The sequence below is a fragment of the Methylobacterium sp. C25 genome (assembly GCF_021352225.1).
Classification (GTDB): domain Bacteria; phylum Pseudomonadota; class Alphaproteobacteria; order Rhizobiales; family Beijerinckiaceae; genus Methylobacterium.
On sequence record NZ_JAAUVI010000011.1, the window covers coordinates 99,906 to 124,894 of the forward strand.

Consider the following 24,989-nt stretch of genomic DNA (forward strand, 5'->3'; position numbering starts at 1 on the left):
CTTAAGTGCGGGGGCGGCCCCGATCCTCGATCTCACGAGCGATCCTCTCGATCTCCGCGACGGTCCGTACCAACGAATCCGCATCGGCCAGACTGGCGATCCGCGACGCATCCAGGGCCATCGCCTGGCGGATGAGATCCGGCCACGCCGCGGCATTCGGCCAGCCGTGATTCACGATCGCCGCTCCGAGGCTCGCCAGCGCGTCGGCCTTGGAGGCCTGTTCGCCGTACGGGCGAGGCTCAGGCAGGCAGACGAACCGCTTGGACGCTGCGACGACGGCCGCGACGACGCCGTCGCCGGCTCCTCCCACGACAAACGAGGCCTGCGACAGACTCGCGTCGACGTCCTCGACCCAGCCATGAAGATGCAGATTTGCCGGCACCGGGGTACAGTCAGCTAAGCCCACAACAGGCCCCAGGACATGCCACGCCCGATCGGGAACGGCCCGCGAAGCTTCGGCGAGATCCGCGATGCAGCCACCGCGGCCGCCCTGTCCGAACACGACGACGATGCGGCCATCTTCCGCGCCCTTCGTGACCGGAGACGACCCGAGAAAGCCCGAGAAGAAGGACTTGGCGCGGACCCACTCCGGCACGTCGGCGGCATCGAGGGCGGCGGGATAGGGCACGATCAGACGGGTCGCAGCCCGAAATGCCTCGAGATGAGGTGGATCGGTCCGCGTACCGGCAAGGCGCAGAACCACGGTTGGCACGGACAGGAGACGACACAGCAGGGCGACCTCGACCGAGACATCGACGATCACCAGAACCGGGTCGGCCTTTGCGATCCAGGCCGCGATCCTCGCCATACGCTCTCGTATGCCGGGATGGCCGAGCGGCGCGTAGTGGAGAGCCTCCGGACGTTCGGCCTCTCCGTCATCCCCATCGAAGCCGACGATACGATCGTCCGGCAGATCAACGAGTGGAACGCGCGCCTCCATCGTATCCCGTTCGTTGAAGGTCCCGAGCAGCGTTACGGGCCTGCCCAGGGCGGTCGCGATCCGACAGGCGCGCTGCCAATGCCCGGCTCCCTGGTGATGGACGTAGATGCCGATCGGACGGGTCACGGCGCCGCCCCGAGCAGCCTGCCAAAGCCGGCCAGCGCCGCATCGAGATCCTGAAGCAGCGGCTTGGCGGCTCGTGCTTCAAGCCGCCGGCTGACGCGCTCGACGAAGGCAATGGCATTCGTGCAAGAGCCGGGAGAGATGGCGGCGTGGTCCTCGTCGCTCAGTTCGAACTGCCGGGCGACCTCCGACCATCCGGACGCAGTCGTAGCCGCTGGCCAGCATCGCCGGAGGGCAGCGCGGCGCAGAACGAGGCCGTGCCAATGTTCTGCGGAGGGGAGCAGATAGCGATCGCCACCGCTCGCCACGAGGCGACGTCGGGCCATCTCCGGTGCCATGCCGCCCTTGGCGCGGCCCTCTGCTCTGTCCGACACCCTAACGAAGACGTCCGGACAATGCCGCAACCGGCCGCCTCGCTCCTGCACGCGAGCAACCAGCGCGTTGTCCTCGCCTCGGTCGAGGGGCGGCAGGCCCCCGACGGCCTGATAGAAATCGGCCCGCATGGCGAGGCTCGCTCCGGTATGATCGCCATGGCGCGGCGCAGGGTCGTACGCGGGCGGATCTAGCTGGTCTTCGAGAGCACGCACCGCCCGCCAGTAGCGCTCGATCCGGTCGTTCAGGCCAGCGACAGTCGGGTGCGGCTCGCGTTCGTAGGCAATGACCAGGCGGCCGCCAACGATCTCGGCCTCGGCCAGCGCGCTCAGGTTGGCAGCGACCCAGGTCGGAGGGAGCCACGCGTCGGCGTCCGACGTAAGCAGAACACCGTCTGCACATCCGTCCGCAACGAGCCAATCCGCGCCGGTGTCGAGGGCGAGGCGGCGTGCGGTGCCGACATGGGCTGACACTGGAGCGAAGGTGGTCTCGATCAAGCGCACCGCGAGGCAGGCCGTCTCGTCGCGGGCGATCATTGTCTCGACGGCCTGGACCGTTCCATCGCTGCAATTGTTGGCCACAACCACGACGCGGAGACGATTCGCCTTCGAATATCCGTCCTGTGCTGCGAGCGACCGGATCAAGCGGGGCAGCCGCTCAACTTCGTCCCGAGCCGGCACGCACACCACCGCCGGGCCGCCGGAACTGGCCATTCGCTTAGACCGCGGCCGCGTCGAGCGCTTGGCCGGGCTCTGCGGCGGCTCTGCTCGGGGTGGCAAAAATCGTGCGATACAGGGCCTCGTAAGTGTCGATCATGGTCCCGGCATCGAACATCGCCTCACCGTAAGACCGGCAGGAGTATCGGTCGAGCCGACAGGCCTCGCGGATGGCGCGAGCGAGATCCTCGACGTCATCTGCACGTGCACAGCGTCCGCAGGAGGGCGTCACGAGATCTGGCAGAGCACCTCGGGCAAAGGCCGCCACTGGCGTGCCACAAGCGACCGCCTCGGCAACGACGAGGCCGAACGGCTCCTCCCAGCGCGGCGTCACCAGTGCGACGCAGGCCCGACCGAGGTGATGAGCCAGATCGGCATGCGGTAGATGACCAAGGTCGGTCAGGTCTGAGCCGACGCGGGGCGCGATCTCCGCGTTCCAGTAACAGACGTCATTGCGCGGACCGGCGAAGACCAAGGGAAGCCCCGCGAGACGCGCGGCGTCGATCGCCAAATGCAGGCCCTTTTCCGGCACGATCCGACCGCTCCAGAAGGCATAGGACGGCCGAGCAGCGTCCGCTTCGAAGCGAAAAGTCGAGAGGTCGATGCCGTTTCCGACGATGTGGGCAGCGGGCACATGCAACTTCCAATCCTGCGCGAGCGTCCTTGAGACGACGGCATAGGTCATGTCCGTGCCCGCCGCCTCGACGCCCGCCACAAGCGACGGGAACGGTGGTGTGTGGAGCACCGTGAGCATGGGCGTCCGGAGGTTCCGGACAGCGCGAAGCGGGAGGTCGTGCAGACTGTTGTTGTGAACGAGATCGAAGTCGCCCGTACCAACGGCCTCCAGGATGCTCGAGTAGGCGGCGAATTCGATGGCGTCGACTTCCAGGGCGCGGACGGGATCGTCGAAGGCTTCGCCAGTCGGTGCGCAAACGGTTCGAAGCTCGAGCGCGGGGTCCGACCCCTGTGAGGCGAACAGAACCACATCGTGGCCACGTTCTCGGAGACCTCGTGCCAGCAGATGCGTCTGCATCTCCAGGCCGCCAGCGAAGGGCTGCGCGATCGGGTGCTTGAGATGAGCGAGAAGTGCGATCTTCACTAAGGGCCTTCAACGATGCGAGGGCCTGGGACGGTCGCAACTTCCGCGTTTCACGTCGCAAACCTATGTTCTCGAACTCTGTTCGACACGCGCGAGAACCGCGCCTGATGGCCCGGGTTCCTCACCGCCTGTGGACGCTCGATCGCTGTAGTCGACCTGCGGAGCAATCGACACAGCATGAGTGAGAAGATGGGATCGGGTTGGCTCGACACTCCGCAGCGCTACGGTCGCATCAGCCGCGGGTTCCATTGGTGCATGGCAGCGTTCCTCGGCTGGCAGTTCGCGGGCGCGCTGCTGTTCGTCAGCATTGGCGACAAGGCGATCACGCGCCTCGTCGGGGGAAGCCACTTTACGATGGGCTTCGCGCTGTTCGTTCTGGTCCTGCTCCGCGGAGTCTGGGGCTTGATGAACCTCCGGAGAAGGCCCGCGCATCCCGGACGCCTCGGCCGCGCAGCGGTGGCTGGTCACGTCCTTCTCTACACTCTCATGGTCGTCGTGCCCTCCCTCGCATTGCTGAGGCAGTATGGATCGGGGAAGGGATTTTCACCTTTCGGCGTCGAGCTGATGGCAGCCCGAGACTACAAGATCGAGTGGATGATGGTGCCGGGCGATCTCCTGCACTACTGGCTGGGCTTCCTCCTCCTCGCGAGCATTCTCGGCCACGTGACCATGTCGGTCGTTCACCGACGTTCGAGACACGACTACGTCCTCGGACGAATGATCTGAACGGGCCGGTCCGAGATCAGGTTCTCTGTTCGGAGCAGCATCGGCCGGCAGGATGAGGAGCGCGGCATGACGGACGACCTGGATCCGAAGCGTCAACTCGAACTGGCTGTGGAGGGTGCGACTGTGCGGGCATCGGGACGACCGAAGGACGCCTGCCCGTATCCGTTGGAGTCTCGTGAGAGAGTGGCCTGGATGGAAGGGTTCGACGGAGAACCGGTCGACCAGGGCCCGGACTTGCCGATCGATCAGAGCTGAGCTCCTCATGACGAATGCGGTCGTCATCGGCGCATCTGGCGGGATCGGTCGGGCCTTTACCCAAGCCATCGCGGACTCAGACGCCTATGAAACGGTCTTCGCGTTGTCGCGCTCGGACGTATCGTTGCCTGCGCCGATACGCTCTGCGACCATCGACGTCACCAACGAGGCATCCGTTGCCGCTGCTGCCCAGGCCACCGCAGCGGCAGGCCAGATAGGGCTCGTCGTGGTCGCGAGCGGGATCCTCCATGGAACCGACATTAAGCCCGAGAAGGCGATCCGGGTGTTGGATCCGGCTGCGATGGCCGCCGTCTTCGCGGTCAACACCATCGGACCCGCGCTCGTGGCCAAGCACTTCGTGCCACTGATGCAGCGATCCGGCCGGAGCGTCTTCGCCGCCTTGTCGGCGCGGGTCGGCTCCATCGAAGACAACCGCCTGGGCGGCTGGTACGCGTATCGGGCGTCCAAGGCGGCCCTGAACCAGATCCTCTGCACACTGTCCATCGAGGCTGCGCGAACGCATCCGGACACGATCATCGTCGGGCTCCATCCAGGAACGGTCAGGACTGCGTTATCGCATCCCTTCCGACCCGATGAAGGCACGCCGGGCGTCTTCACACCGGAAGAAAGCGCAGCCTATCTGATGCGCGTTCTGGACGGGTTGAGTGCCGCAGACAGCGGCAAGGTATTCGCCTGGGACGGCACGGTCGTTCCGGCGTAAGCCGCGACGCGAGATGTGAGCCAATATGACCGGGGCGCCACAGCACGAAGACATCAATGAGCCGGTCCGCAAGATCATCCATATCGACATGGACGCCTTCTACGCCTCGGTCGAACAGCGGGATGATCCCAGTCTGCGGGGACGGCCGATCGCGGTCGGCGGCTCACGCGAGCGCGGTGTCGTCGCAGCGGCGAGCTACGAGGCCAGGGTCTTCGGCGTCCGGTCGGCCATGCCGTCGGTCACGGCGCGTCGCCTCTGTCCGGACCTGGTGTTCGTCAAGCCGCGCTTCGAGGTTTACCGGGCGATCTCGGAGGAGATCCGCGCGATCTTTGCCAAGCATACCGAACTGATCGAACCAGTTTCCCTGGACGAGGCCTATCTGGATGTCACCGAGAACCTCCAGAGCCTGCCGACCGCAACGGACGTTGCGAAGGCCATCCGGGCCGAGATCCTGGAGACGACCGGCCTCGTCGCCTCGGCAGGCGTTTCCTACAACAAGTTCCTGGCAAAGGTCGCTTCCGACTACCGGAAGCCGAACGCTCTGTTCGTCATCACGCCGACGATGGGACCAGCCTTCGTCGAGCACCTCCCGATCGGCCGCTTCCACGGTGTCGGCCCGGTCACCGAGGCCAAGATGAAACGGCTCGGCATCCAGACGGGTCGCGACCTCAAGGAGCGATCGATCGAGGAACTGCAGGCGGCTTTCGGCTCGTCGGCCGGCTATTACCATGCCGTGGCGCACGGGATCGACGAGCGACCCGTCCGGGCCCACCGCATCCGCAAGTCGATCGGCGCGGAGAACACGTTCTCGGACGATGCCGACACGTTCGAGATTTTGGCGGAACGCCTCGGACCCATCGTGACGAAGGTCTGGACGGCCTGCGAGACCAAGGGCGTGCGCGGACGGACGGTCACGCTGAAGGTCAAGTTTTCCGATTTTGTCCAGATAACGCGTGCTCGCTCTTCCGCCGACGCCGTGCCCGAGCGCGCAACGCTCGAAGACATCGGTCTCGGTCTCCTGCGCGACGTCTTTCCCTTGAGGCGGAGCGTACGGTTGCTGGGCATCTCTCTGTCCGCGCTGGAAGACAGGTCGTCGGCGAAGCCTCGGCAACTCGGGCTGGGGATCTGACACGCGCCGCTGGCTCATTCGAAGATTTCGACCAGCGGGTACCCGGCGGCGTCGAGAGAGTCCGACGAATCGAGGACGCGCGTGACCGCGTGCTGACCGCCGCCTTGACGCTCGCCAAGGCTGCGACCGAAGAACAAGCCTTGGTCGGCATGGCGTGTACGCACTCCATCGATCCGATCGATGCAGTGAGCTGTCTCTGCTGGCATCAGGCATCGCTAGATAAGGGCGAGGACTTGGCGATGCGGCCGGGGCGCAATGTTATTCATCCTTGATCCGACCATTGCCCATGCGAGGCTGCCGAAGTAGCGATCCCACACTAAAGCAACCTTTACAGCGAATGCACCGTATGAATTCATACAGTCTATTCTGATCCAACAACTCCGCGAGAGGTCGCCGGCGTTGTCAAATCCGTCAATGGGAGTAGTTGACCTAAAGTTTTTGGACGACTCGACATGATTTCTGCAACATCCAACTCTCGACACTTGAATGGTGTCGCGAGGAGATGGCCGTTATGCCATCCAGGATTTGGATTTCGTGGCCGTTCTGCTATTCGAGCGGATTGAGCGCGGCGCGAGGCGAAGGCCGCGGAGGCGGCTCTGGTCTTGGACAGAGACCTCGTCGATCACGACCAGGGCGGCTCGAACGGCGCGCCTCAATCAGTAGCCAAGGCTGGTGTTTTGGTGCGTCTCGTGGCTGGTATGTTGCTCTAAGTTCGGCGGAGGCGGCCACAGAATTCCTAAAGCGCATTGCATCAAGCGCTCTTCGGTCTGTGCCATGATCTTCGTAACCGTCGGAACGCAGGGTTCTTTCGACCGTCTCGTCCGTACAGTGGACGATTGGGCCGGCCAATCCGGACGACGCGACCTGCTCGCGCAAATCGGACCGTCCGACTACCGACCTAAACACTTTGAAGCCAAGCAGTTCCTTCATCCCGACGAGATCCGGGAAAACGTCGAGGCAGCGGAACTTGTCGTAGCCCATGCGGGCATGGGGTCGATAATTACGGCGCTGGAGTACGGCAAGCGGGTCATCGTAATGCCCCGCCACTGCGACCTGCGCGAACACCGCAACGATCATCAGATCGCGACTGCAAAGCGTCTATCCGAGCTTGGACTGGTCGAGGCCGTCTTCGATGAAGCAGCGCTTCATCACGCCCTCGATCGCCTCCCGGGAGCTGTGTCGGCCGATCGGCTCAGTGCCACGGCTTCGCCGCAGCTGATTTCGGTTCTGCGGAAGTTCGTCGAGAACCCAGATCATACTCATCGCCACAACGGCAAAGCGGGTGTCGGGCGTCGGCCCGCGGCAGACGTTGAGCCGAGTGTTTGCCACTCCAAACTCGCTAGCTGCTCATTCAATGGAAATTCCATAAATTCGCGAAGTCAATCGAATTTGAATTTGATTCTCAAAGAAGCGCGATCGTGTTCAGTCTTCACATTCCTGATCGCGATCAGCAACCGACTCTTAAGCATCATCACTCAAATCGATTGAGCGGCATGGTACTGGGATCTGGGGCTGGACTGACCGTCGTCATTGCTCTTGACGTGCTCGTGCTCAACCGCGTGCTATTTCGCGAGATCCCGCATTTGCAGTGGTACGTGCCTCGGTTCATTCGCAGTGCAGTCGCGATACCCTGGCGCTGAACGCTGTAAGAAAAAGGTCGCTATGGCGAACCGGGCGGCCGCGACAGGGCGCGATCTTGTGACCGGCTGAGCCCTCCCTTACCCGAACGGCTCGCGCTAAAGCGCCTCAATGCCCTACTCGCCCAACGTCTCTGAGCGCAAACCCCTCGCCGCCTATACGGCTGCCGAGATCGAGGTGATTGCTGAACGAGCGGGAGAGCGAAAGGACGGCGGCTTCATCGTCAAGCCTGACTCGGTGCCGTTGTTCGTGGCAGCTTTGCGCGCTTTGGCTCGTGAGCGGAAGCGGTGAACCAGCCTTAAGACCCCAACGACACGCTCGCCGCGCAGTTCGAGCGCTATCTGCAGCGCGTCGAGAAGTCGGTTCCCGAGCTCTACAGACGCCCAACCCACACCTCCCGTCCGTTTCATCCGTATCGGGACGGCCCGGCATAGGGCTTGGCGGTCGTGTTGCTTGGGCTGTTCGCCTACGGGGTGACCGGGCGGGCGCCGATCAGGCGGCGGTGATCGCCTCCGGCGTATAGGTGAACCAGTAGACAGAGAAACCGAGCGTCGGCCAGCGGGTTAGCTCGGATCATTTGGTCCGAGGCTGCGATGGCGCGCTACTACTTCGAGATTCACGACGGCGACTGGGCGCATGCTGACGACGAGGGATCAGATCACCCGACAGACATCCATGCCGGCCACGAGGCGATCGAGGCCTTAGCGCACATAGCTAAGGACAATCTGCCAAGCCGGGACGAACGGGACTTCGTAGCCGACGTGCGCGACGAGAGCGGCAACGTCGTCTTTCATGGGACGCTTTCGTTCCGCGGTGAGTGGAAACGGTGACCGGGTGAAAAAGCCCGCCGCGGCGAGCCGGGCGGGCTAAGTAGGCTTCACGACACAGCCGATACGGTAGAAGCTGCGCCGTTGGAGTCGCTGTAACTGATGATCGTCTGATTTTGTGTTGCCGCAGTGCCGCGGGGCCACCTGAAATCAGTCTTGAGCACAGAAAGGCCCGCACCAGCTTTCGCCGGGCGGGCCAAGGTGCGGCCGAAGCCGCTGGGAGGAAGAGGAGCTTCCCGCGTAGATCGGGCGGGTATGAGTCAGCCGGCCATTCCTCATCGTCCTCGCAAAAAGAAGATCCAAATCAAGAGAATGACCGGGATCGGGATCCCGATGAGCCACAAGAGACTGCCGGTAAGCATGACGAACTCCTCAATGAAAACGGCAACGGCGGATGCAGCGGTTTGTTCAGAACGGGCACGACAAAGCCCGCACCGGGGAGTTCAGCCGGGCGGGCCTTGAAGCCGGGGGCTCACAGGAATGAGAGGGACCCAGGCACGGTGAACGAGGGGTGTTGCCGGCGGTTCAGTTTGGATCGCCGCGCGCGTTGACGCGGGGGCGCATTCATTACCTCGTCAGGCTTGCCCTTTAGTACCGGTACGCGCTGCTGTTGATCATGCCAGGTAAGAGGCGCGCTTGAGGGCTGGAAAATCAATGCGCGCGTATCCTCGGCATGTATCCCTGGCGCGCTGAACCGAGCGTGCTTTGATGGCAGAAAGTGCTCAGGAACTTGGCCGCGATCGGATGGCTTGCTCCTCAATAAATATTTTGAGGAAACGCCAGATGGACAACTCAATTCTAATTATCGCGCTCGCAATCACGACCCTCGTAATCGTCGTCGTCGTAGCCAGTGTCATGCGCGGTCGCGTCGCGAAAGCCAAGGGCGATCCAGAGCGATCGAGCTTCACGAAGCAGCATGGTGAGGCGCCCCGTCAGAACAGGCCGGGTACGGATCACTGAGGCTGGATACGAAAAGGCCGCCGCGGCGAACCGGGCGGCCTAAAAGTATGCCGGCAGCGTTCGATAGCCAGCTGTACGGACTTGGTCACTGTGAAAGTCCGCGACCTTACGGACGATGTGCACGCGCTGCTGGCAACGAAGCTCGATGGGCTCCCGTATCTCATCGTAAAGTGAGATGCTGAGGAGGTCTCGTAGATCGCCTGCCGCGCCGCGCCGGAACGAAACGGCGAGTCTCGGCTTTGAGGGCGATGAACGGCAAGCTCACTCCGGACGAACAGAAGCGGCGCTTCGCCGATTTGTTTGCACGCCTCGTCGGCGCAGACGAATACAATGGCACCCCGATCGTACCGCCGTTGGCGGTCGCCGAGGATTTGGCTCAGCCGCGAGAACGGCCCGCGAATGACAATGGGTGCACGGGAGATACGAAGCGTTAGAGACAAGTTTGCGAGCGATATCCGGGACAACAAAGCCCACCACGGGATCGGTCCGCGGCGGGCTCTGAAGTCAGGGGGAGCAGCACGCACACACCCGAGATCCGGTAACCGGGAATCCTGGCGATTGTTCAGACACAACAACGGCCGCCCATGTAAGCCAACGGGGGCGGCCCTCGAAGCCGGACCCTAAAAGAGAAAAACGAGCCCAGGCCCAATGAACCGAGGGCACCGCCGAAAGTTCAGCGGAGTGCCGCTTGGACGAAGTGCGGAAACTTTCCGCGTCTATGACAACGCGCCGTCTGTTCATGCCCGTTCCGGCGGCGGCAGTCCGAGCGATCTCCCGCGCCCACATGGTCGCTCGGACTGTCAGCACATCGGCAGCTCGCTATTCGCAGCGGCCTTGAAGCGTTAGATCCTCAAATTCCCGGACGCGCCACTTTGATCTCCACCGTTTCGCCAGTCCGAGGATTGAAGATCAGCATTAGCGTTGCCTTCGCTTGAGGTGTCTAGAGAACGCCGCACCTCGGCTTTGGAGTCATGGGATCCGTCGAATTGCGCGGGCATGGTCAATTAAGCGTTTACCGTAGAGTTGGGCGTGATCCGCTACGCCGCCTCCCGCTCGATCAGGGTCGGATCGTCGTCGTTTCCGACCTTGTTGACCCGCTTCGATGGATTGCTAGGTAGCGTGGCCATTCGAAATGTTGCGCCCGGACTTTTCGGCCCAGACCTAAACCGGATCAGGTAGCCGAAGCTCCACCCGAGACCAATCGCAGGCCAGCAGGCCGCCGCTTTGCGATGATCTCGGCGATTTTGCGTTCGAGTTCGCCGTCCCGGAACGGCTTCTGAACGATGCCGTCGGCGCCGACCGTGCCGGCCTTCATCAACGCGTTGGTGTCGGCGTAACCGGTCACGAACAGCACCGGGACGCCCGGCCAGCGCTTGCGGATCTCTATCGCTGCCTCGGCCCCGTTCATGCCGGGCATGGCGAAGTCTAGGACCACCGCAGCGACGTGTATGTCCGCCTCCAGGGAAGCGAGAGCGGCCAGCCCGGACCCCGCCTCCCGCACGTCGTAACCGGCCTCGATCAGACGTGTGGTGGTAACCTCGCGGACCGCGGTGTCGTCATCGACGACCAAAACGACGGGCATGCCATCCGAATTCGGCTGGGCCACATAATCAGTCGCGCGTGGGCTCTTGGGAGCCGCTTCTACCACGCCTTCAACTCTTGGCAGGTAGACCTTGATCGAGGTGCCTTCACCGACCACGGTGTCGATCCGGATGCCGCCGCCCGATTGCTTCACGAAGCCGTAAGCCTGCGCCAGCCCGAGGCCAGAGCCCTTGCCGACTTCCTTAGTGGTGAAGAACGGTTCGAACACGCGCTCGACCACGCCAGGCGGCATGCCGGTTCCCGTGTCGCTGACCGCCACCATCACGTATTCGCCGGGCACCGGTTGCTCCGGCCGGGTCTGCTTGCCGGTCACCGTGATGTTAGCGGTTTCGATAGTTAGGCAGCCGCCGACCGCCATCGCGTCGCGCGCGTTGATGGCGAGGTTCAGGATCACGAGCTCGATCTGGGTCGCATCAACCAGGGCCGGCCATAGACCGGTCTGCAGGGTCGTCTCGATCCGCACGGCGCCACCGATGGAGCTCTGCAGCAAATCGCGCATTGATGCGACGGTGTTGTTGAGGTTGACCGGAGTCGGTTCCAGTTGCTGACGCCGCGAGAAGGCGAGCAGTTGGGCCGTCAAACTCGCACCGCGTTCGGCGGCCTGCTTCATCATCGTGAGCCGGCGCTTCGATCGGTCGGTCGTGACATCGTTGACCAGGAACTCGATGTTTCCGGCGATCACAGTCAGCAGGTTATTGAAGTCGTGGGCCACACCGCTGGTCAATTGCCCGACCGCCTCTAGCCGCTGGGCAAGGCGCAGGGCCTGCTCGATGCGCTCGCGCTCGGCTATCTGAGCCTGGAGTGCCTGATTGGCCTCGGCAAGCTCGCGGGTCCGCTCGATGATGCGGGTTTCCAGCGTCTCGTTGAGCGCCTGGAGCGCGGCCTCTGCCGCACGTTTGTCGGCTTTTAGCCGAGCTTCCGAGAGCGCCCTCAGGACCGTGCGCGGCAAGCGGTCAAGCCGCTGCTTCGTCACGTAGTCGACGGCGCCGTTCTTGAGCGCCTCGACGGCCCGCTCCTCGCCAAGGGTGCCGGAGACGAACACGAACGGCGTCTCGGGGCACTGCTCTCGGGCGATAGCTAGCGCGTTGATACCGTCGAAGGTCGGCAACACATAATCGGCCAGGATCAGGTCATGAGCGTCGGGTTGGGCAGCCGCTGCAAAAGCCGGTCGGTCCATAACCCTTTCGATCTCGCATGGGTGGCCGACCCCTTCCAGTACGGCCTCTATCAACTCGGCATCGAGGTCACTGTCCTCTAGGTGGAGGATGCGGACCGGACTGCCGTTGCCCTCCATCAAACGTTCGATGGCCAGCCTCCTCTATGCGGCGGTGGCTCATTCAGCACGGCCCAGAACACGCCGAGCTCCTTGATTGCTGCGAAGAATTCGTCGAACCCAACGGGCTTCACCACGAAAGCGTTCACGCCCAAATCGTAGGACCGCACGACGTCGGTCTCCTCACGGGAGGAGGTCAGCATGACGATGGGGATGGCTCGGGTTTGCGGGTCCTTCTTCAACGCTGCCAGCACCTCCAGCCCGTCGATCTTAGGTAATTTCAGATCGAGCAGGATCACGGCCGGATCTTGGGCTTCGCGCTTCTCATGGGGACCGCGGCGGTAAACGAAGTCCAGCGCTTCAGCCCCGTCGCGGCAGATGACGATGTCGTTGGCGAGTTGGCCGGCTTCCAGCGCCGCGAGGGTGAGCTCGATGTCGTTCGGGTTGTCTTCGACCAGCAGGATCGGCTTCAGGTTCGCCATCGTCAGATGTCCTCCCCACGCAGGGGCAAAGTGAAGAAGAAGGTCGCGCCTTCGCCGAGCTTGCCCTCGGCCCAGGTGTGACCGCCGTGGCGTTCGACGATCCTGCGAACGTTCGCGAGCCCGATGCCGGTCCCCTCGAACTCCTCGACCCGGTGCAGGCGCTGGAAGACCCCGAACAGCTTGTCGACGTAGGCCATGTCGAAGCCGACGCCGTTGTCGCGAACGTAGAAGACGGCCTCCCCGTCTTTCGGCGGAAGCCGCCCGAACTCGATCACAGATTCGGTGCGGTCGCGGCTGTATTTGAGGGCGTTCGAGAGCAGGTTCTCGATGACCAAACGCAGCATGAACGGATCGGCATGAGCCCGACCGAGCGGGCCGATCTCCCAGCGAACCTTGCGCTCGGCAGGGACGTCGCGCATCGCCTTGCGACGCTCCTCCTCGACCAGGGCGTTCATGTCGCCCGCGATCCGATTGAGAGTGTGGCGGCCCATCTGCGAGAACGAGAGCAGGTTGTCGACGAGCGTCCCGGCGGAGAAGGCTGCCTCAATGATGGTGTCGACGTAGTGCTGACCCTTCTCCGACAGGTTGGCGCCCTCGCGGGTCTTCAGCAGGTTCGAGTAGCCGACGATGTGCCGGAAGGGCGCCCGCAGATCGTGGCTGACCGAATAGGAGAAGGCTTCCAGCTCCTTGTTCGAACGTTGGAGTTCCTCGCTCATCGCGGCAAGCTCCTCCGCGCGACGCAGCACGATTCCGATGACCGAGGTTCTTAGATCCCGGGCTGCATCGACCTCCGGTCCTGTCCACGGCAGAGCGCGGCCCTTCAACGTCTCCTTCCAGATCTCGAAGGATTTTCGGGGGTGCAGGCGGTCGGGTTCGCCGTCCGCGCCGGGCGTGACAGCCTTGACCGGGTTGCCGCCCCACTTGACCGTCCGCACCACTTCCGGCCTGAACCAGAGGATGTAGCTGGCGTATCTCTTGGAGACCGAGATCGCGAGCAGGCCGCTGGCCCTGTCGGCGAAGGCGTCCGCCTCCGGCAAGAGTTCGGACATCGACTCCTCCGCGAAGACCTCGACCTCGTCGGGCCGGCTCGCGAGCCAATCGTAGAGGGTCCTGACCTGCGTCTCGGTGGGTGTGCTGCCGATCAGGCGGCAGCGGTCGCCGGTGACGATGGCCGCGCCCGCCGCGTTCGCCAGCGCCATGACGTCGTCGGGGTGATTGAGCAGACCGTCGACGAAGCTGTCCTCCTCGGCCATGAAGCCGAGCAGCCGGGACTGGACCGCCCCGAGGGCGAGACGCTGCTCGGCCTGGGCGCTGCGCTCGTTGGCGAAGAGTTGCAGGGCGAAGATCTGGGTGAGGAAGTCGCAGGCGTTGCGAGCCTGCAGCGGCACGCGGCGCGGCTCCCGGTTGTGGCAGGACACAAGCCCCCAGAGCTCGTCATCGACGAGGATCGACACCGACATCGAAGCGCCGGTGCCCATGTTGCGCATGTACTCGACATGCACCGGCGAGACCGAGCGCAGCACGGATTGGGAGAGGTCGAGCGGCTTTCCGGCTGGCGTCAGCGCCGGCTGGATGGGCACCGGCACGTATCCGGCGTCGGGAATGATGCGCAGTCGATTGCGGCGATAGAGCTCGCGCGCCTGCACCGGGATGTCCGTCGCGGGGAAGCGAAGATCGAGATAGGACGGTAGGGTGTCGTTGCCGTCCTCCGCCAGGACCGTGCCGTGCCAGTCCCGGTCGAATCTGTACACCAGAACCCGATCGAAGCCGGTGATCGAGCGGACGTCCTCCGCAACAATCGCGCAGAGATCTTCGATGGAACGGGCAAGCCGCAGGCGCTGCACGAAGGCGCGCAGCCGCGGGGAATGCGCGTCGAGGCCCGCATCGACGTCGGGATCAGCGACCTCTTCCAATTCGAGTACGACCAGATCGCCGACGCGGTGGGCCGCAACCTCGTAAGTCTGGCATGCCGCATCGCCGCCGAGCGTCACCGTGCGCAGATAATGGGCCCCGTGATCTTCTGTCGGTGGGGCATCGAGATAGCGACGGACGACGGAGACCAGTTCGGGAAGCGCCGCATCGAGACCCGAGCCGGCGCTGGCCGCCGCAGGCGCGTTCGCACTCGCCTGTGCGATCACCAGGCTCCCGGCATCGAGCGTGAGCAGGAAGCCGTGAGGCTGCACGCTTCCGACGATATGGATGGGTTCGCGGTCGCAGGCCGTCAGGTCAAGCCGCGGCGCTGCGTCGTACCGTCGATCCAATACAGGGTACCCTTGGATTAAGCGAACTTAGGAGGCTGACGGGCGATTGAAGTCTAGCATTCGGTTTGTGGCCTGCCTACGCTCCACAGGCGTACCAAAAGTGCTTGCCCCGGGCCGAAACGTCACATCCATGTGATCATAGAAGCAGCGACCGGCAACCACGATGCGATTTTCAGCATTTGTATCAAAAGATACGTAGAGATACGTGCGTGAGCCTGGACGCGTGGCTCATGCGGTCCGATGCAACTAGGGTGTTACTGTAAATCGACGGTTTGGCACTTCACCAATCGGCATCGGCAGGGCTGCGCCCAGGCTATGCTGCGTTGACGATGCCAAGAGCGCAATTGGTCCCCTTATTTCCGAGAACAACGGTTGGTCTGGGTCGTTGAGCCGACATGACGAGTGACGGTGTCCACCCGGATGTAGGCCTGGATCGACTCTGTCGCCTAATCCGGGCGACGATGGCCATCGAGCACGCGGGCTTGGGATTGCTGTCTGAAATGCTCGACGACGGCGACAATTTTCCGCCGGCAGAGGCCAAGGAATTGGTGGACTATATCCATCGGCATCGCGTTGGGATGATCAAACAGCGGGCGTTGGCGGGCGCACTCGGGCTCGACATCTAGCCGCGACGTTCTAACCAGTTGCGGTTTTCGGATAAAATTGGCTGGCAAGCGTCCCGGATTGAAGTCTGCTTCCCAATGCCTGCTATTCGAAAACAGCCCAACGGCTCGCGGCCAAACAAGACAGAGAAGCGGCTTTTCGAGGTTCGACGCTGGTTGTCCGAGAAATGCTCGGCTGCTTTGGGCGCGTGACGAGAGAAGCCAAAAATTGTCTCCCGTATGGCCCTGCTATTGGTAAGTCCACATACCCCACAAGACGATGTGTGAGGATGTGACACCGATTAACATTTTTTGCGCGGCGAGGGAACGAAGCCGGGGGCTGGCGCCTTTCACGCAGCCTACTCAATGGGCAAAGGAGACAATAATGCGTCGCATCGCTTTCGCCGTCATGGCCGCAACCATGTTGGTAACCCCAGTCTTTGCCGAAAGCGCCAAGCCAGTCGCCCCGCCCGCCGAGGTTAAGTTCGCAACGGCCCCCCCGACTGCCGTGCTCAGTTACAACCTCATTGGTCTCACGGTGGTCGATGGGTCCAACAGTACGGTCGGTGAGATCAAAGACTTGATCGTCAACGACGGCAAGCTGGTCGGCTACATCCTCTCGGTCGGCGGATTTCTTGGTATGGGCGAGCACTACGTCGCGGTCGAGCCGTCGTCTGTCGGTCTGACATACGACGAGAGCGCGAAGAAGTGGGTGGCTTCGGTCAACACCACCAAGGAAAAGCTGAAGGAAGCCCCTCAATTTAAATATGAGGGCAAATTCAAGCGCTAAGAGATCGGCGCCCGGGAGCGCTTAGCGCTCTCGGGGCATCTCACTCGGCTAATGTCGCCGGTTGCCGGACCGAGTGGGTCGCCAACGCTGAAGAGGCGCTGGAGAGGCTCGGGGTCGACGGGAACGGGTTCGAGGTGGTGTTCTCCGACGTCCTGATGCCAGGCATGGGCGGCATAGCCTTGGCCAAGGATCTGGAGCGCCGTCTGCCGGACCTGCCGGTGATCCTCGCTTCAGGCTATAGTCATGCCCTCGCGCAGGACGGAGCCCAAGGGTTCGAGTTGCTACACAAGCCTTATTTGGCCGAGCAACTCGCGAGGGTTCTGCGCGAGCGCCGACGGACTGCAGGCCCTGGGACGGTGGTCGTGGCGGATGCCGATTTGATTAGTGTTTCGACTACTGAGATTCCAACCGGTGAAGGTCGCGATCGTGTCCCAGCCGAAGCTGCTTCCGGCATGCCTGATCCGGAGAACGATTGGTCGCCTCCGGCTCCGATGTCGGGCTGACGATTGCCGTCTGAGCAGACGAGCCGATGCCTCGGTCCGAAGTGGCACGGTAGGTTATCGGGATCGAGGCTTCGAACGTGACATTTCTTTTAGAATTCCTGTAAACAGACCCTTCCGCTTTTGTCCGGCTAGCATCCGGCTTTCGCCTGCGAGATGCTCGGATGAATCACATCAAACCCAGCTCGGTTTCGTCCGATCTGCTGACCGCCGAGCGTGAGATCCTGACGCGCGTCGCGGCGGGTGGCGCCCTCACGGATGTGATGCGTGACATCATTCTGATGATCGAGGCGCCGTCGCATGGTGAGATGCTCGCATCGATCCTTGTGACCTCCGAAAACGGCAAGCAACTTTTCGAAGGCGCTGCACCGAGTCTGCCCGCAGAGTACAACGCTGCCGTCCACGGTATCCCGGTCGCACTTGGCGTCGGCTCGTGCGGTACCGCAGCGTTCACGGGCGAGCCCGTCATCGCCACCGACATCGCCACCAATCCGCACTGGGCCGATTACCGAGAAATCGCGCTTGCCCATGGCCTTCGCGCCTGCTGGTCCATGCCGATCCTCGCCGCCGATGGTCGCGTACTCGGGACTTTCGCGAACTACTACCGTGAGCCGAGGGAGCCGACGGAACGCGACCTCGAAGTCATCAGCATGGTCACGCGGACCGCCGCGATTGCCATCGAGCGCACGCGCAATGAAGTGGCCAGGGAACGCGCCGAGGAGCAACGCATCCTCCTTCTTCGCGAATTGAACCATCGAGTGAAGAACGTTTTCACCTTGATCGACTCTCTGCTCCTGATGAGCGCGCGATCCGCGACGAGTGTCGAAGCTTACGCCCAAGCGATCCGAGGGCGCCTCTATGCCCTCAGCCGGGCGCACGAACTGGTTCAGCCGGGATTGGCCCAGTCGGAGGTGTCAGACCCAACCGACGTGCCGCTCAAGCAGGTCGTGAGTGAATTGCTCGCGCCGTACGTCCAGGATGGCACCGAAAAGTTCATGCTGGCGGGATCGGATGACGTCCTCATCTCGCCGCGGGCCATCACCGGCATTTCGCTAGTGTTGCATGAACTGGCGACGAACGCCGCAAAGTACGGCGCACTCGGGCATCCGGACGGCAAACTGCTGGTCTCGTGGAGCCTGGCCGAGATGCTCCAGATCGAATGGTCCGAGCGAGGCGGCCCCGTACCGGCCGCCCGCGGCGCCAAGGGCTTCGGATCAAAGCTGATCCACCGTACGGTCGAGGGACAATTCCAAGGGAAGATCATCTATCGATGGGAACCGCACGGGCTCGACATCATGATAAGCCTGCCTGTTGGTATGCTTTGATCGAGAAGTTAAAGAATCACTTAGGCAAAATTCCTCCTGAAAGACATGTCTAACCTATTGCACTGCTCGGATCAGAAGCTTGGTGCCCATATGCGTAACAGATGGCGATCCAAAGCTTCCCTGAAACCAGACGTTTGTTTTGCCGAAGTTTCGTCGGCCGTGCGCCCCTGCCGAACAGTTAGACTTTGACAAAGCCGACAACAATATTTGTATCGATCTACATGAATCGATCCGCTCCGCCGGATGCCTCGATCGTGTCCCCCGTGACGAATCCATTCCGGCTGGACACCAGGAAAGCAGCGATGGCGGCGATTTCCTCGGGCGTACCGGCACGGCCGATCGGCGTCATCTCGGCGCCGACCCGGGCGAGGACCTGGTCATCGCTGAGTCCAGCCATCTCGGATCGATTGCGGCGGACGGCCGGAAGCATGTTGTTGGCCCAGTTGTCCGTTGCGACTGCGCCGACCCCGATCGCGTTGACCAGAATACCTGCGGACGCAACTTCCAGCGCGAGCGACTTCGTCAGGTTGTTGATTGCCCCGCTGAGCACATGCGAGACGAAGAGCTTGGGGTTCGGATAGATCCCGCCGATCGAAGACATGTTCACGATGCGGCCCCATCTCTTCTCACTCATGTGCGGGATGGCGGCCTTGCAGAGGCGGCGCATCGAGACGAGCTTCAGCATCGTCATCTCGTCCCAATCGCTTTCGGACGAGGTCATCAAGCCGCCGGCATGCGCACGGCCGGCATTGTTCACGAGGATATCGAGAGAGCCGAAGGCGGAGAGGGCTGCATCCACGATCCGATCGGCTGCCGCGGCGCTGGCAACGTCGATCGCGAGCGAGGCGACCTTTGCGTGGCTCTTCTGCTGGAGTTTCGCCTCGGCGGCTTCGAGCCGGTTGTGGTCTCGCGCGACGATTAGCACGGAGGCACCGTTCGCCACGAGTTCTTCCGCGACTGCGAAGCCGATGCCGGTGCTGGCGCCAGTGACAATGGCTGCGCGGCCTGTAATGCCGAGTTCCATGACAATTCCCTTGTTTTCGACTAGTTCGGAAGATGTGTATTCTTGGTTTCCGGCAGAAAGTAGAGTGCGGCCAGAGAAAGAAAATACAGACAAGTAAGAGCCAGGACGGTAGGTTGGTATCCGCCTAGACTGGAGAAAATAAATGCGGTCAGGACAGGCAGAGGAAAGGCGACAAGGCGGCCCAGGTTGAACACGACTCCTGAAGCCGTTGCCCGAATGCGTGTCGCGAACAGCTCGGGCAGATAGATCGGCATCCATGAGAACACGCCGAGCGTGAATATTCCGAGGATGAAGACTGCGATCAAACTCGGCAACAATGCCGGCGGAGCCAAATACATCAGGATGCCGGATAGAATGGCGCCTCCGAAGACGCAGGACATGTACCGCTTGCGTCCGAGCGCCTCGGCCAGGAAACCGGCCGAGATGTAGCCGACGATGGCTCCTGCATTGTAGACGAGGGCGCTTATGCTGGCCCAGGTCGCGGCGTGGCGGCCCTCCTTGGCGGCGATCGCGCCGATGAAGGGGCCCGTGAGCGCGCTGATCGCGTAGAAGACCGACACGGTCACGGCAGCCATGACGAGGGTCGCGATCGCTCGCGAACGGGCTTCCCGGTCCTGAAGCAACTCGATCACGGTGAAGTCCCGCTTGATCGATGCGGATCGCCGCTCTGCAGCCGCCTCCTGCCAGAGCTTCGATTCACCGACCTCGCGACGGATGTAGATCAGGGCGATCGCCGGCAGGACGCCGATCACGAACATCAAGCGCCATGCTTCGGGTCCGAGCGGCTGGATCAACAGCCACAAGCCCGCAGCCAGGAAGAAGCCGAACCCATAGCCGGACTGCATGACTCCGAGCGCCTTCGCTCGGGCGTGGTCCGGCCAGGTCTCGGCGACCAACGCCGTGCCCGTGCTCCATTCGGAACCGAGAAACAGCCCGGTGAGAAAGCGCAACGTGATCAACGCGCCGATCGAATAGCTGGCGGCCGTCAGCGCGGTGAAAGCGCAGTAGCCGGCGATCGAGATCATCAGCATCTTCTTGCGGCCGACATAGTCCGCCAAGATGCTTCCGATGACCCCTCCGACCGCCCAACCGGCGAGCGTGGCGCTCAATGCGGTGCCGATGCTGAGCCTCACTTCATCGGGGCCTGCGTTCGGGATGAGCGAGGCGATGGCCGCGCCGCCGACGAGGATGAGGGTACTCGTCTCGAAACCATCGAACATCCAACCGATGAAACTGCTGGTCAGCACGCGTCGTTGAAGGGGCCCGATACGACCGTCACCTGCCTGGGTCATGCGTCCTCCCGTCCAGTCTTCGCTGGATCGCTCGTGTTGTCCGCCGATGGTGCGGCTTCAGTTTTTGATTTCGGCCCGCATGCGTCGGTTGAAGACCGGAAGAGCGAGCCCGCAGATCTCGAACCTGCTGAGGATCAGGAGCAGAAACGCCGAGGCGCCGTGCCGGTAGAGCCAGCCCACGTCGCCGGAGAGGACCGCCTCCCGCTCCCCGAGGCTCAGCGGCACGGTCGCCAGCGCGGCCGCGGGTTCGGACTGCATCCGCGCCCGAAAGGCGGCGTCATGCAGGATGCGGCGACAGAGCTTCTCGACGTGATAGGCACTCATTGGTCGACCCCTTTCGGGGTCCAGGCCGCGAAGGCGTTGCCCAGTTCCGGCTGATTGACGAGGATGTCGGGCGTGGCCGGGCCGACCGCGCCGAGCGCGGCTATCCAGGTGAGGAGCTCTCCGGCCACGTTCCCGGCTTCGAGCATCCGTTCCTGGCTCGCCGCCTCGATCAGGGTCTCGATCTGTCCGGTCCGGATCTGATCGAGCACCCAACTCGCCCAGTCCGGGTCGGGGACGCCGAAGGTCTTGTTCTCGAAGGCGCGGGGTCCGCCGATCTCGAGGCTCAGTGAACCGCTGGCGAGGATGGCGACCCGCTGCTCGCTGCTCCAACGCGCTATCGCCTCCGCCAGCGAGCGGCCCAGGCGGTGGCAACGGCGGCTGCTCGGAAGGGGCGGGACGATGCAGTTGATGAAGACCGTGACGATCGGAACCGACATCTCGGGCGTGAGGAAGTGAAGCGGAACGAGGTGCGCATGGTCGAGCTGGAATTCCAGCGAGCGCGCGACATCGAACTCGTCCGCGACGAGGTGGCCGAGGAGATGCCGGGCGAGATCGGAGGCGACCTTGACCTCGTACCAGGGCATCTCCGGTGTCTGGTCACTCGGTCCGGCCGTACGGTCCGCCAGCCCGATCGCGAAGGTGGGCCAGTTGTCGAGAAAGAACGTGTTGAAATGATCGTTGCTGATGGAGACGACCACGTCCGGGCGTGCCGCTGCCAGATGGTGTCCGATCTCGCCGAAGAGGCGCGCCGTTTCGGAACGCTCTCCATTCGCCTTCACCTCGGCCACGAAGCTTGGAGTATGCGGCACGACATAAGCTGCGACGACGTCCGCCAAGAGCATCTGCTTTCATGACCGGCCGGCACGGGGCGTGCGGCAACGGGAGACAGATGCGTTTCACAGCTATGGGGTTTGGAGTCTTTGGCGCTTCGTTTCAGACTCCTGAAAAAGCAGGTGGCTCAGTCCGCATCGGAGAGTCGCGAGACGTACCAGCTTCGAGCCGCCCGCCAGTCCCGCGACGACACTCCGCTCGGGAACAGGTCGAGGTATGGTTCGAGGAGCACGCGTGCCTCGTCCCGACGACCATGATCGGTGAGAAGCTTCACCAGATCGAACACGACCCGCAGGCCGAGAGCGGGGGCCTCCTGGCGTTCGGCGATGTCCAGAGCCCGCCTCAGCTCGCGCTCGCGCGAGGCCGGAGTGGGATCGGTGATCTGCGCGCGAACCCGCAGAAATTCCGGCCAGGCCCAGTGTGCCTCGTCTCGGCCGTCGTCGACGCGTTCGGCCAGTCGCAAGAACGCTTCGCGGGCGGGATGATCGACATCGGCGTTGATGAGCAGATCCGTGATGAGCGTCGAATAGAGCGGATCGAAGTCCATGCCGCTGGCAGCCGCGAAGACACGCTCGATGCGGCCTTGCGGATGTTCGTCGTTGCCGGTCGTGGCCCAGGCCATAAACAACTCGCCGTACACTTTCCAGAACCCGAGACCATGCCGGCTCGCGGTCTGGACGAGCAGCGGCGCCGCGCGTTCGACGGCTGTCTCGTCACCGTTCAGGGCATGAACCATGCACCACCCCTCGGCGAGCGCGCAGCAGAGCGTGCAGGCGTGGTCGAGAGCGCGCGCTTTTTCCAAGGCATCACGCGCGACGTCGATGGCCGTCGAGAACTGACCTTCGATCCAGAATATGCGCGACAGGAAGGCGAGCCCGGCGACGCGTTGGTCGAGACCGAAGCGAAAGCGCTGAACCGGAGGATGCCGATCGTACCATCCGAGTGACGTCTCGATCAGGCGGCGTCCCTCGGCATGCTCGCCCAGGAAGTGATGGGAGACACCCGCGATACGCTGTCCGGCGGCAAAGGCCTCACGGTCGTGTCCAAGACTGGCCTGCTCCATCATCTCTCGTGCATGGCGAAGTGAGCCCGCATAGTCGCCGCAACGCAGATGAAAGAGCCACAATCCGTAATGAGCCTGGAGCCCGACTTCGACGTCGGAGAGTTCCGCGGCGAGTTCGAGGGCACGGCTCCAGGCATTCCTGGTTTCCGCAACGGGGCCTTTCGCCCATGTCAGGCAGGCGCCGAGCGCCTTCTGGGCAGCCATCTCGGCCTGAGAATGGATCGGACCCTGGATCGCGATCCCGCCAAGAATCTCGGAGATCCGGCGTTGGCCTTCGTCGTGTTGGGAGTGCTGAATCCAGAATGGCGCCGATTGTGAGAGGATCGTGACGCCCAGGTCGACATCGCCGGACGCGGAAAGCGCCCAGTCGAGGGCGGCCCGGATATCGTCCAGGCCGGTTGCGTGACGGTTCAGCCAGTCTTCGGTGGGCAAGATCCGCCAATCGACGGAGGCTTCCTCGGACATCGCGGCCGTGAAGCTCGCGTGCCGACGGGCGATCCCCTCGACCTCGTTGCTCTCGGCAAGCTTCTCCAGCCCGTAGAAGCGGATCGTCTCCAGCATGTGGAAGTGGGGTTCCGGCCTCACGGCATCGACGAGAAGGAGGGATTTTTCCTCAAGCTCGCCGATCAAGTCTGCCGTCTGCCATTGCTCGTCCAGGTCCCCGGCCGCGACCTGATGCGCGGCTTCTGCCGTGAAGGCCGCCGGAAATGCAGCCACGCGCCGGAACAGCCGCTTCGCCTCTGGGCTGAGCAAGTCGTGGCTCCAGTCTACCGCGCTGCGCAGGGTCCGGTGCCGGGCCAGAACCGTTCTGCGCCCGGCGGTCAGAAGCTTGAATCGATCGTCCAATCCGGTGAGCACGCCGGTCACGCCGAGCGCGGCAACCCGGGCCGCCGCGAGTTCCAAGGCGAGCGGGATTCCATCGAGCCGTCGGCAAATCTCACCGACATCGCAGGCATTGGCGTCCAGAAGCTGGAATTCGCGGGCCCTCTCCTTTGCCCTTTCCACGAAGAGCTCCACCGCCGGATGTCCGAGCGCCTCGCTCGCTTCGCGCACGGTCTTGGGCGGCACCGCGAGCGGACCCAGCCGAAAGACGTGCTCTCCCGGCATGCCGAGCGGCTCCTGGGCCGTACCAAGGACGCTCAGATTCGCGCTGACGTGCAGGAGGTTCGCCAAGACCTCGGCGACCGCCTCCACGACATGCTCGCAATTGTCGACCACCAACAGGATGCGGCGGTGTTCGACATAGCTCCTGAGCCGACCGGGCTGACGTAGGACCGAAGCCGGGATGGAGAGCGCTGCGCCGATCGTCGGCCAGACGAGTTGGTCCTCGGACAGTTTGCCGAGCTCTGCCAGGAACACGCCGTCAGGAAACGCGGGGACGAGCCGACGACCGGCCTCGTTGGCGAGTCGCGTCTTGCCGACGCCTCCCGGTCCCACGATGGTCACGAGCCTGGCGCGACCCAGGAGCCCCTCGATCTCCGACATCTCCGTCGATCGGCCGATCAGGCTCGTGATGGGGTTCGTCAGGGTGCACGTCGCAGCGCGCTGCGGCGGCTCGGCAGGGAGCTGCGCCTGCCCCTCGATCGCGTCCGTTCCGGGCAGAAGGCGGTAGCCGCGTCCGAACTCGGTCGAGAGCAAGTCCCTGTCGGGTCCAAGCGCCTTCCTGAGCGCAGAGATCTGCGCCTGGAGATTGTTCTCCTCGACGACCGCCCCGCTCCAGACCTTCTCGATCAGCTCGTCTTTTCCAACCAGACTGCCGCGGGCCTCGACGAGCACGCACAGTAGATCAAAAGCGCGTGCCCTCAACTCTACTCGTTGGCCCCCCCTCACGAGGATGCGCATCTCCGGGTAGATATAGTGGCATCCAAACCGGTGCCCCAACCCGTTGGAGAGGCCTAGTTCAACAGACAAAGGCGCGCGTGCTCGCATCCGACGAACGTAACGGCACTACTCGCCGGTGTCTCGATGTGCCGCCCCCAGCAAAGGTACTCGGAGAACGTTCCGACCGGCGAACCCGGACGGGCGGCTGAGCGCCCAACCTAGTAGTGCCGGGCTTTAGATTGCAGGCCCGGAAGCGAACATCGATGTTGGGAGGCTGAAGACCGAGTTGGGAG

The 24,989-nt window shown here is 63.2% G+C and carries 23 protein-coding genes and 1 pseudogene; 13 read left to right on the top strand and 11 right to left on the bottom strand.

Translation table 11 applies throughout. The annotated features are described in order from the left end of the window. Position 1 precedes the first annotated feature (1 nt). From HCU64_RS20865 to HCU64_RS20875, 3 genes are read right to left on the bottom strand one after another with little or no spacing between them, the layout of a single operon-like run. Positions 2-1,066 carry a glycosyltransferase gene (locus HCU64_RS20865; RefSeq protein ID WP_233386171.1) on the bottom strand — a complete coding sequence of 355 codons (1,065 nt, stop codon included), beginning with the start codon at positions 1,064-1,066 and terminating at the stop codon, positions 2-4. After that, on the bottom strand, positions 1,063-2,148 hold the full coding sequence (locus HCU64_RS20870) for a glycosyltransferase (RefSeq protein ID WP_267922545.1): 1,086 nt from the start codon (positions 2,146-2,148) through the stop codon (positions 1,063-1,065). Before HCU64_RS20870 ends, HCU64_RS20865 begins: the two co-directional genes overlap by 4 nt. Positions 2,149-2,152: 4 nt before the next feature. Next, entirely contained in the window at positions 2,153-3,250 is a 1,098-nt protein-coding gene (locus HCU64_RS20875; RefSeq protein ID WP_233386173.1) for a glycosyltransferase family 4 protein, read from the bottom strand. Between the two features lie 177 nt (positions 3,251-3,427). Between HCU64_RS20875 and HCU64_RS20880 the strand changes: the two genes are divergently transcribed. The 9 genes from HCU64_RS20880 to HCU64_RS20920 all read left to right on the top strand — a co-directional run bounded on the left by HCU64_RS20880 (position 3,428) and on the right by HCU64_RS20920 (position 9,940). After that, a complete protein-coding gene (locus HCU64_RS20880; protein WP_233386174.1) occupies positions 3,428-3,976 on the top strand; it encodes a cytochrome b in 549 nt (182 codons plus the stop codon). Between the two features lie 66 nt (positions 3,977-4,042). Next, on the top strand, positions 4,043-4,231 hold the full coding sequence (locus HCU64_RS20885) for a ribosome modulation factor (RefSeq protein ID WP_233386175.1): 189 nt from the start codon (positions 4,043-4,045) through the stop codon (positions 4,229-4,231). Between the two features lie 7 nt (positions 4,232-4,238). After that, positions 4,239-4,952 carry an SDR family NAD(P)-dependent oxidoreductase gene (locus tag HCU64_RS20890; RefSeq protein WP_233386176.1) on the top strand — a complete coding sequence of 238 codons (714 nt, stop codon included), beginning with the start codon at positions 4,239-4,241 and terminating at the stop codon, positions 4,950-4,952. A gap of 25 nt (positions 4,953-4,977) precedes the next feature. Continuing rightward, the gene (dinB, locus tag HCU64_RS20895) at positions 4,978-6,081 is read left to right on the top strand and encodes a DNA polymerase IV (RefSeq protein ID WP_233386177.1); all 1,104 of its coding nucleotides are present in this window, start codon (positions 4,978-4,980) and stop codon (positions 6,079-6,081) included. Between the two features lie 89 nt (positions 6,082-6,170). After that, a complete protein-coding gene (locus HCU64_RS20900) occupies positions 6,171-6,353 on the top strand; it encodes a hypothetical protein (RefSeq protein ID WP_233386178.1) in 183 nt (60 codons plus the stop codon). A gap of 502 nt (positions 6,354-6,855) precedes the next feature. Continuing rightward, on the top strand, positions 6,856-7,569 hold the full coding sequence (locus HCU64_RS20905) for a glycosyltransferase (protein WP_233386179.1): 714 nt from the start codon (positions 6,856-6,858) through the stop codon (positions 7,567-7,569). A 261-nt stretch (positions 7,570-7,830) separates the two neighbouring features. Then, entirely contained in the window at positions 7,831-8,010 is a 180-nt protein-coding gene (locus tag HCU64_RS20910; protein ID WP_233386180.1) for a hypothetical protein, read from the top strand. A 302-nt stretch (positions 8,011-8,312) separates the two neighbouring features. Further along, positions 8,313-8,549: a DUF6894 family protein gene (locus tag HCU64_RS20915; RefSeq protein WP_233386181.1), complete on the top strand. Its 237-nt coding sequence runs from the start codon at positions 8,313-8,315 to the stop codon at positions 8,547-8,549. Between the two features lie 1,205 nt (positions 8,550-9,754). Next, on the top strand, positions 9,755-9,940 hold the full coding sequence (locus HCU64_RS20920; RefSeq protein ID WP_233386182.1) for a hypothetical protein: 186 nt from the start codon (positions 9,755-9,757) through the stop codon (positions 9,938-9,940). 737 nt (positions 9,941-10,677) lie between these two features. On the opposite strand, the gene HCU64_RS20925 is transcribed toward HCU64_RS20920, so the two are convergent. The 3 genes from HCU64_RS20925 to HCU64_RS20935 are packed head-to-tail and all read right to left on the bottom strand — an operon-like array spanning position 10,678 to position 15,124. Continuing rightward, positions 10,678-12,402 carry a response regulator gene (locus HCU64_RS20925; RefSeq protein WP_233386183.1) on the bottom strand — a complete coding sequence of 575 codons (1,725 nt, stop codon included), beginning with the start codon at positions 12,400-12,402 and terminating at the stop codon, positions 10,678-10,680. Beyond that, positions 12,402-12,863, bottom strand: coding sequence for a response regulator (locus tag HCU64_RS20930; protein ID WP_233386184.1), 462 nt, complete (start codon positions 12,861-12,863; stop codon positions 12,402-12,404). The genes HCU64_RS20925 and HCU64_RS20930 overlap by 1 nt, the downstream gene beginning before the upstream one ends. A 2-nt stretch (positions 12,864-12,865) precedes the next feature. Further along, positions 12,866-15,124 (bottom strand): ATP-binding protein, encoded by a 2,259-nt coding sequence (locus tag HCU64_RS20935; protein ID WP_233386185.1) that lies wholly within the window; start codon positions 15,122-15,124, stop codon positions 12,866-12,868. A 461-nt stretch (positions 15,125-15,585) separates the two neighbouring features. On the opposite strand from HCU64_RS20935, the gene HCU64_RS20940 reads away from it, so the two are divergent. From HCU64_RS20940 to HCU64_RS20955, 4 genes and pseudogenes are all read left to right on the top strand, one after another. Next, positions 15,586-15,750: a hypothetical protein gene (locus HCU64_RS20940; RefSeq protein WP_233386186.1), complete on the top strand. Its 165-nt coding sequence runs from the start codon at positions 15,586-15,588 to the stop codon at positions 15,748-15,750. A 361-nt stretch (positions 15,751-16,111) separates the two neighbouring features. Further along, entirely contained in the window at positions 16,112-16,516 is a 405-nt protein-coding gene (locus HCU64_RS20945; protein WP_233386187.1) for a PRC-barrel domain-containing protein, read from the top strand. 59 nt (positions 16,517-16,575) lie between these two features. Beyond that, positions 16,576-16,845: pseudogene (locus tag HCU64_RS20950) on the top strand (response regulator); the annotation flags it as partial. A 335-nt stretch (positions 16,846-17,180) separates the two neighbouring features. Then, a complete protein-coding gene (locus HCU64_RS20955) occupies positions 17,181-18,341 on the top strand; it encodes a sensor histidine kinase (RefSeq protein WP_233386188.1) in 1,161 nt (386 codons plus the stop codon). Positions 18,342-18,558: 217 nt separating this feature from the next. Here HCU64_RS20955 and HCU64_RS20960 read toward each other — a convergent pair whose 3' ends face one another. The 5 genes from HCU64_RS20960 to HCU64_RS20980 form a co-directional block, all read right to left on the bottom strand. Further along, positions 18,559-19,365, bottom strand: a complete 807-nt coding sequence (locus HCU64_RS20960) for an SDR family oxidoreductase (protein WP_233386189.1) — start codon at positions 19,363-19,365, stop codon at positions 18,559-18,561. A gap of 20 nt (positions 19,366-19,385) precedes the next feature. Further along, positions 19,386-20,657, bottom strand: coding sequence for an MFS transporter (locus tag HCU64_RS20965; RefSeq protein WP_233386190.1), 1,272 nt, complete (start codon positions 20,655-20,657; stop codon positions 19,386-19,388). Positions 20,658-20,714: 57 nt separating this feature from the next. After that, positions 20,715-20,981, bottom strand: a complete 267-nt coding sequence (locus HCU64_RS20970) for a hypothetical protein (protein WP_233386191.1) — start codon at positions 20,979-20,981, stop codon at positions 20,715-20,717. Then, the gene (locus tag HCU64_RS20975) at positions 20,978-21,823 is read right to left on the bottom strand and encodes an extradiol ring-cleavage dioxygenase (protein WP_233386192.1); all 846 of its coding nucleotides are present in this window, start codon (positions 21,821-21,823) and stop codon (positions 20,978-20,980) included. Before HCU64_RS20975 ends, HCU64_RS20970 begins: the two co-directional genes overlap by 4 nt. A gap of 116 nt (positions 21,824-21,939) precedes the next feature. Continuing rightward, the gene (locus HCU64_RS20980) at positions 21,940-24,804 is read right to left on the bottom strand and encodes an ATP-binding protein (RefSeq protein ID WP_325170006.1); all 2,865 of its coding nucleotides are present in this window, start codon (positions 24,802-24,804) and stop codon (positions 21,940-21,942) included. Positions 24,805-24,989 lie beyond the last annotated feature (185 nt).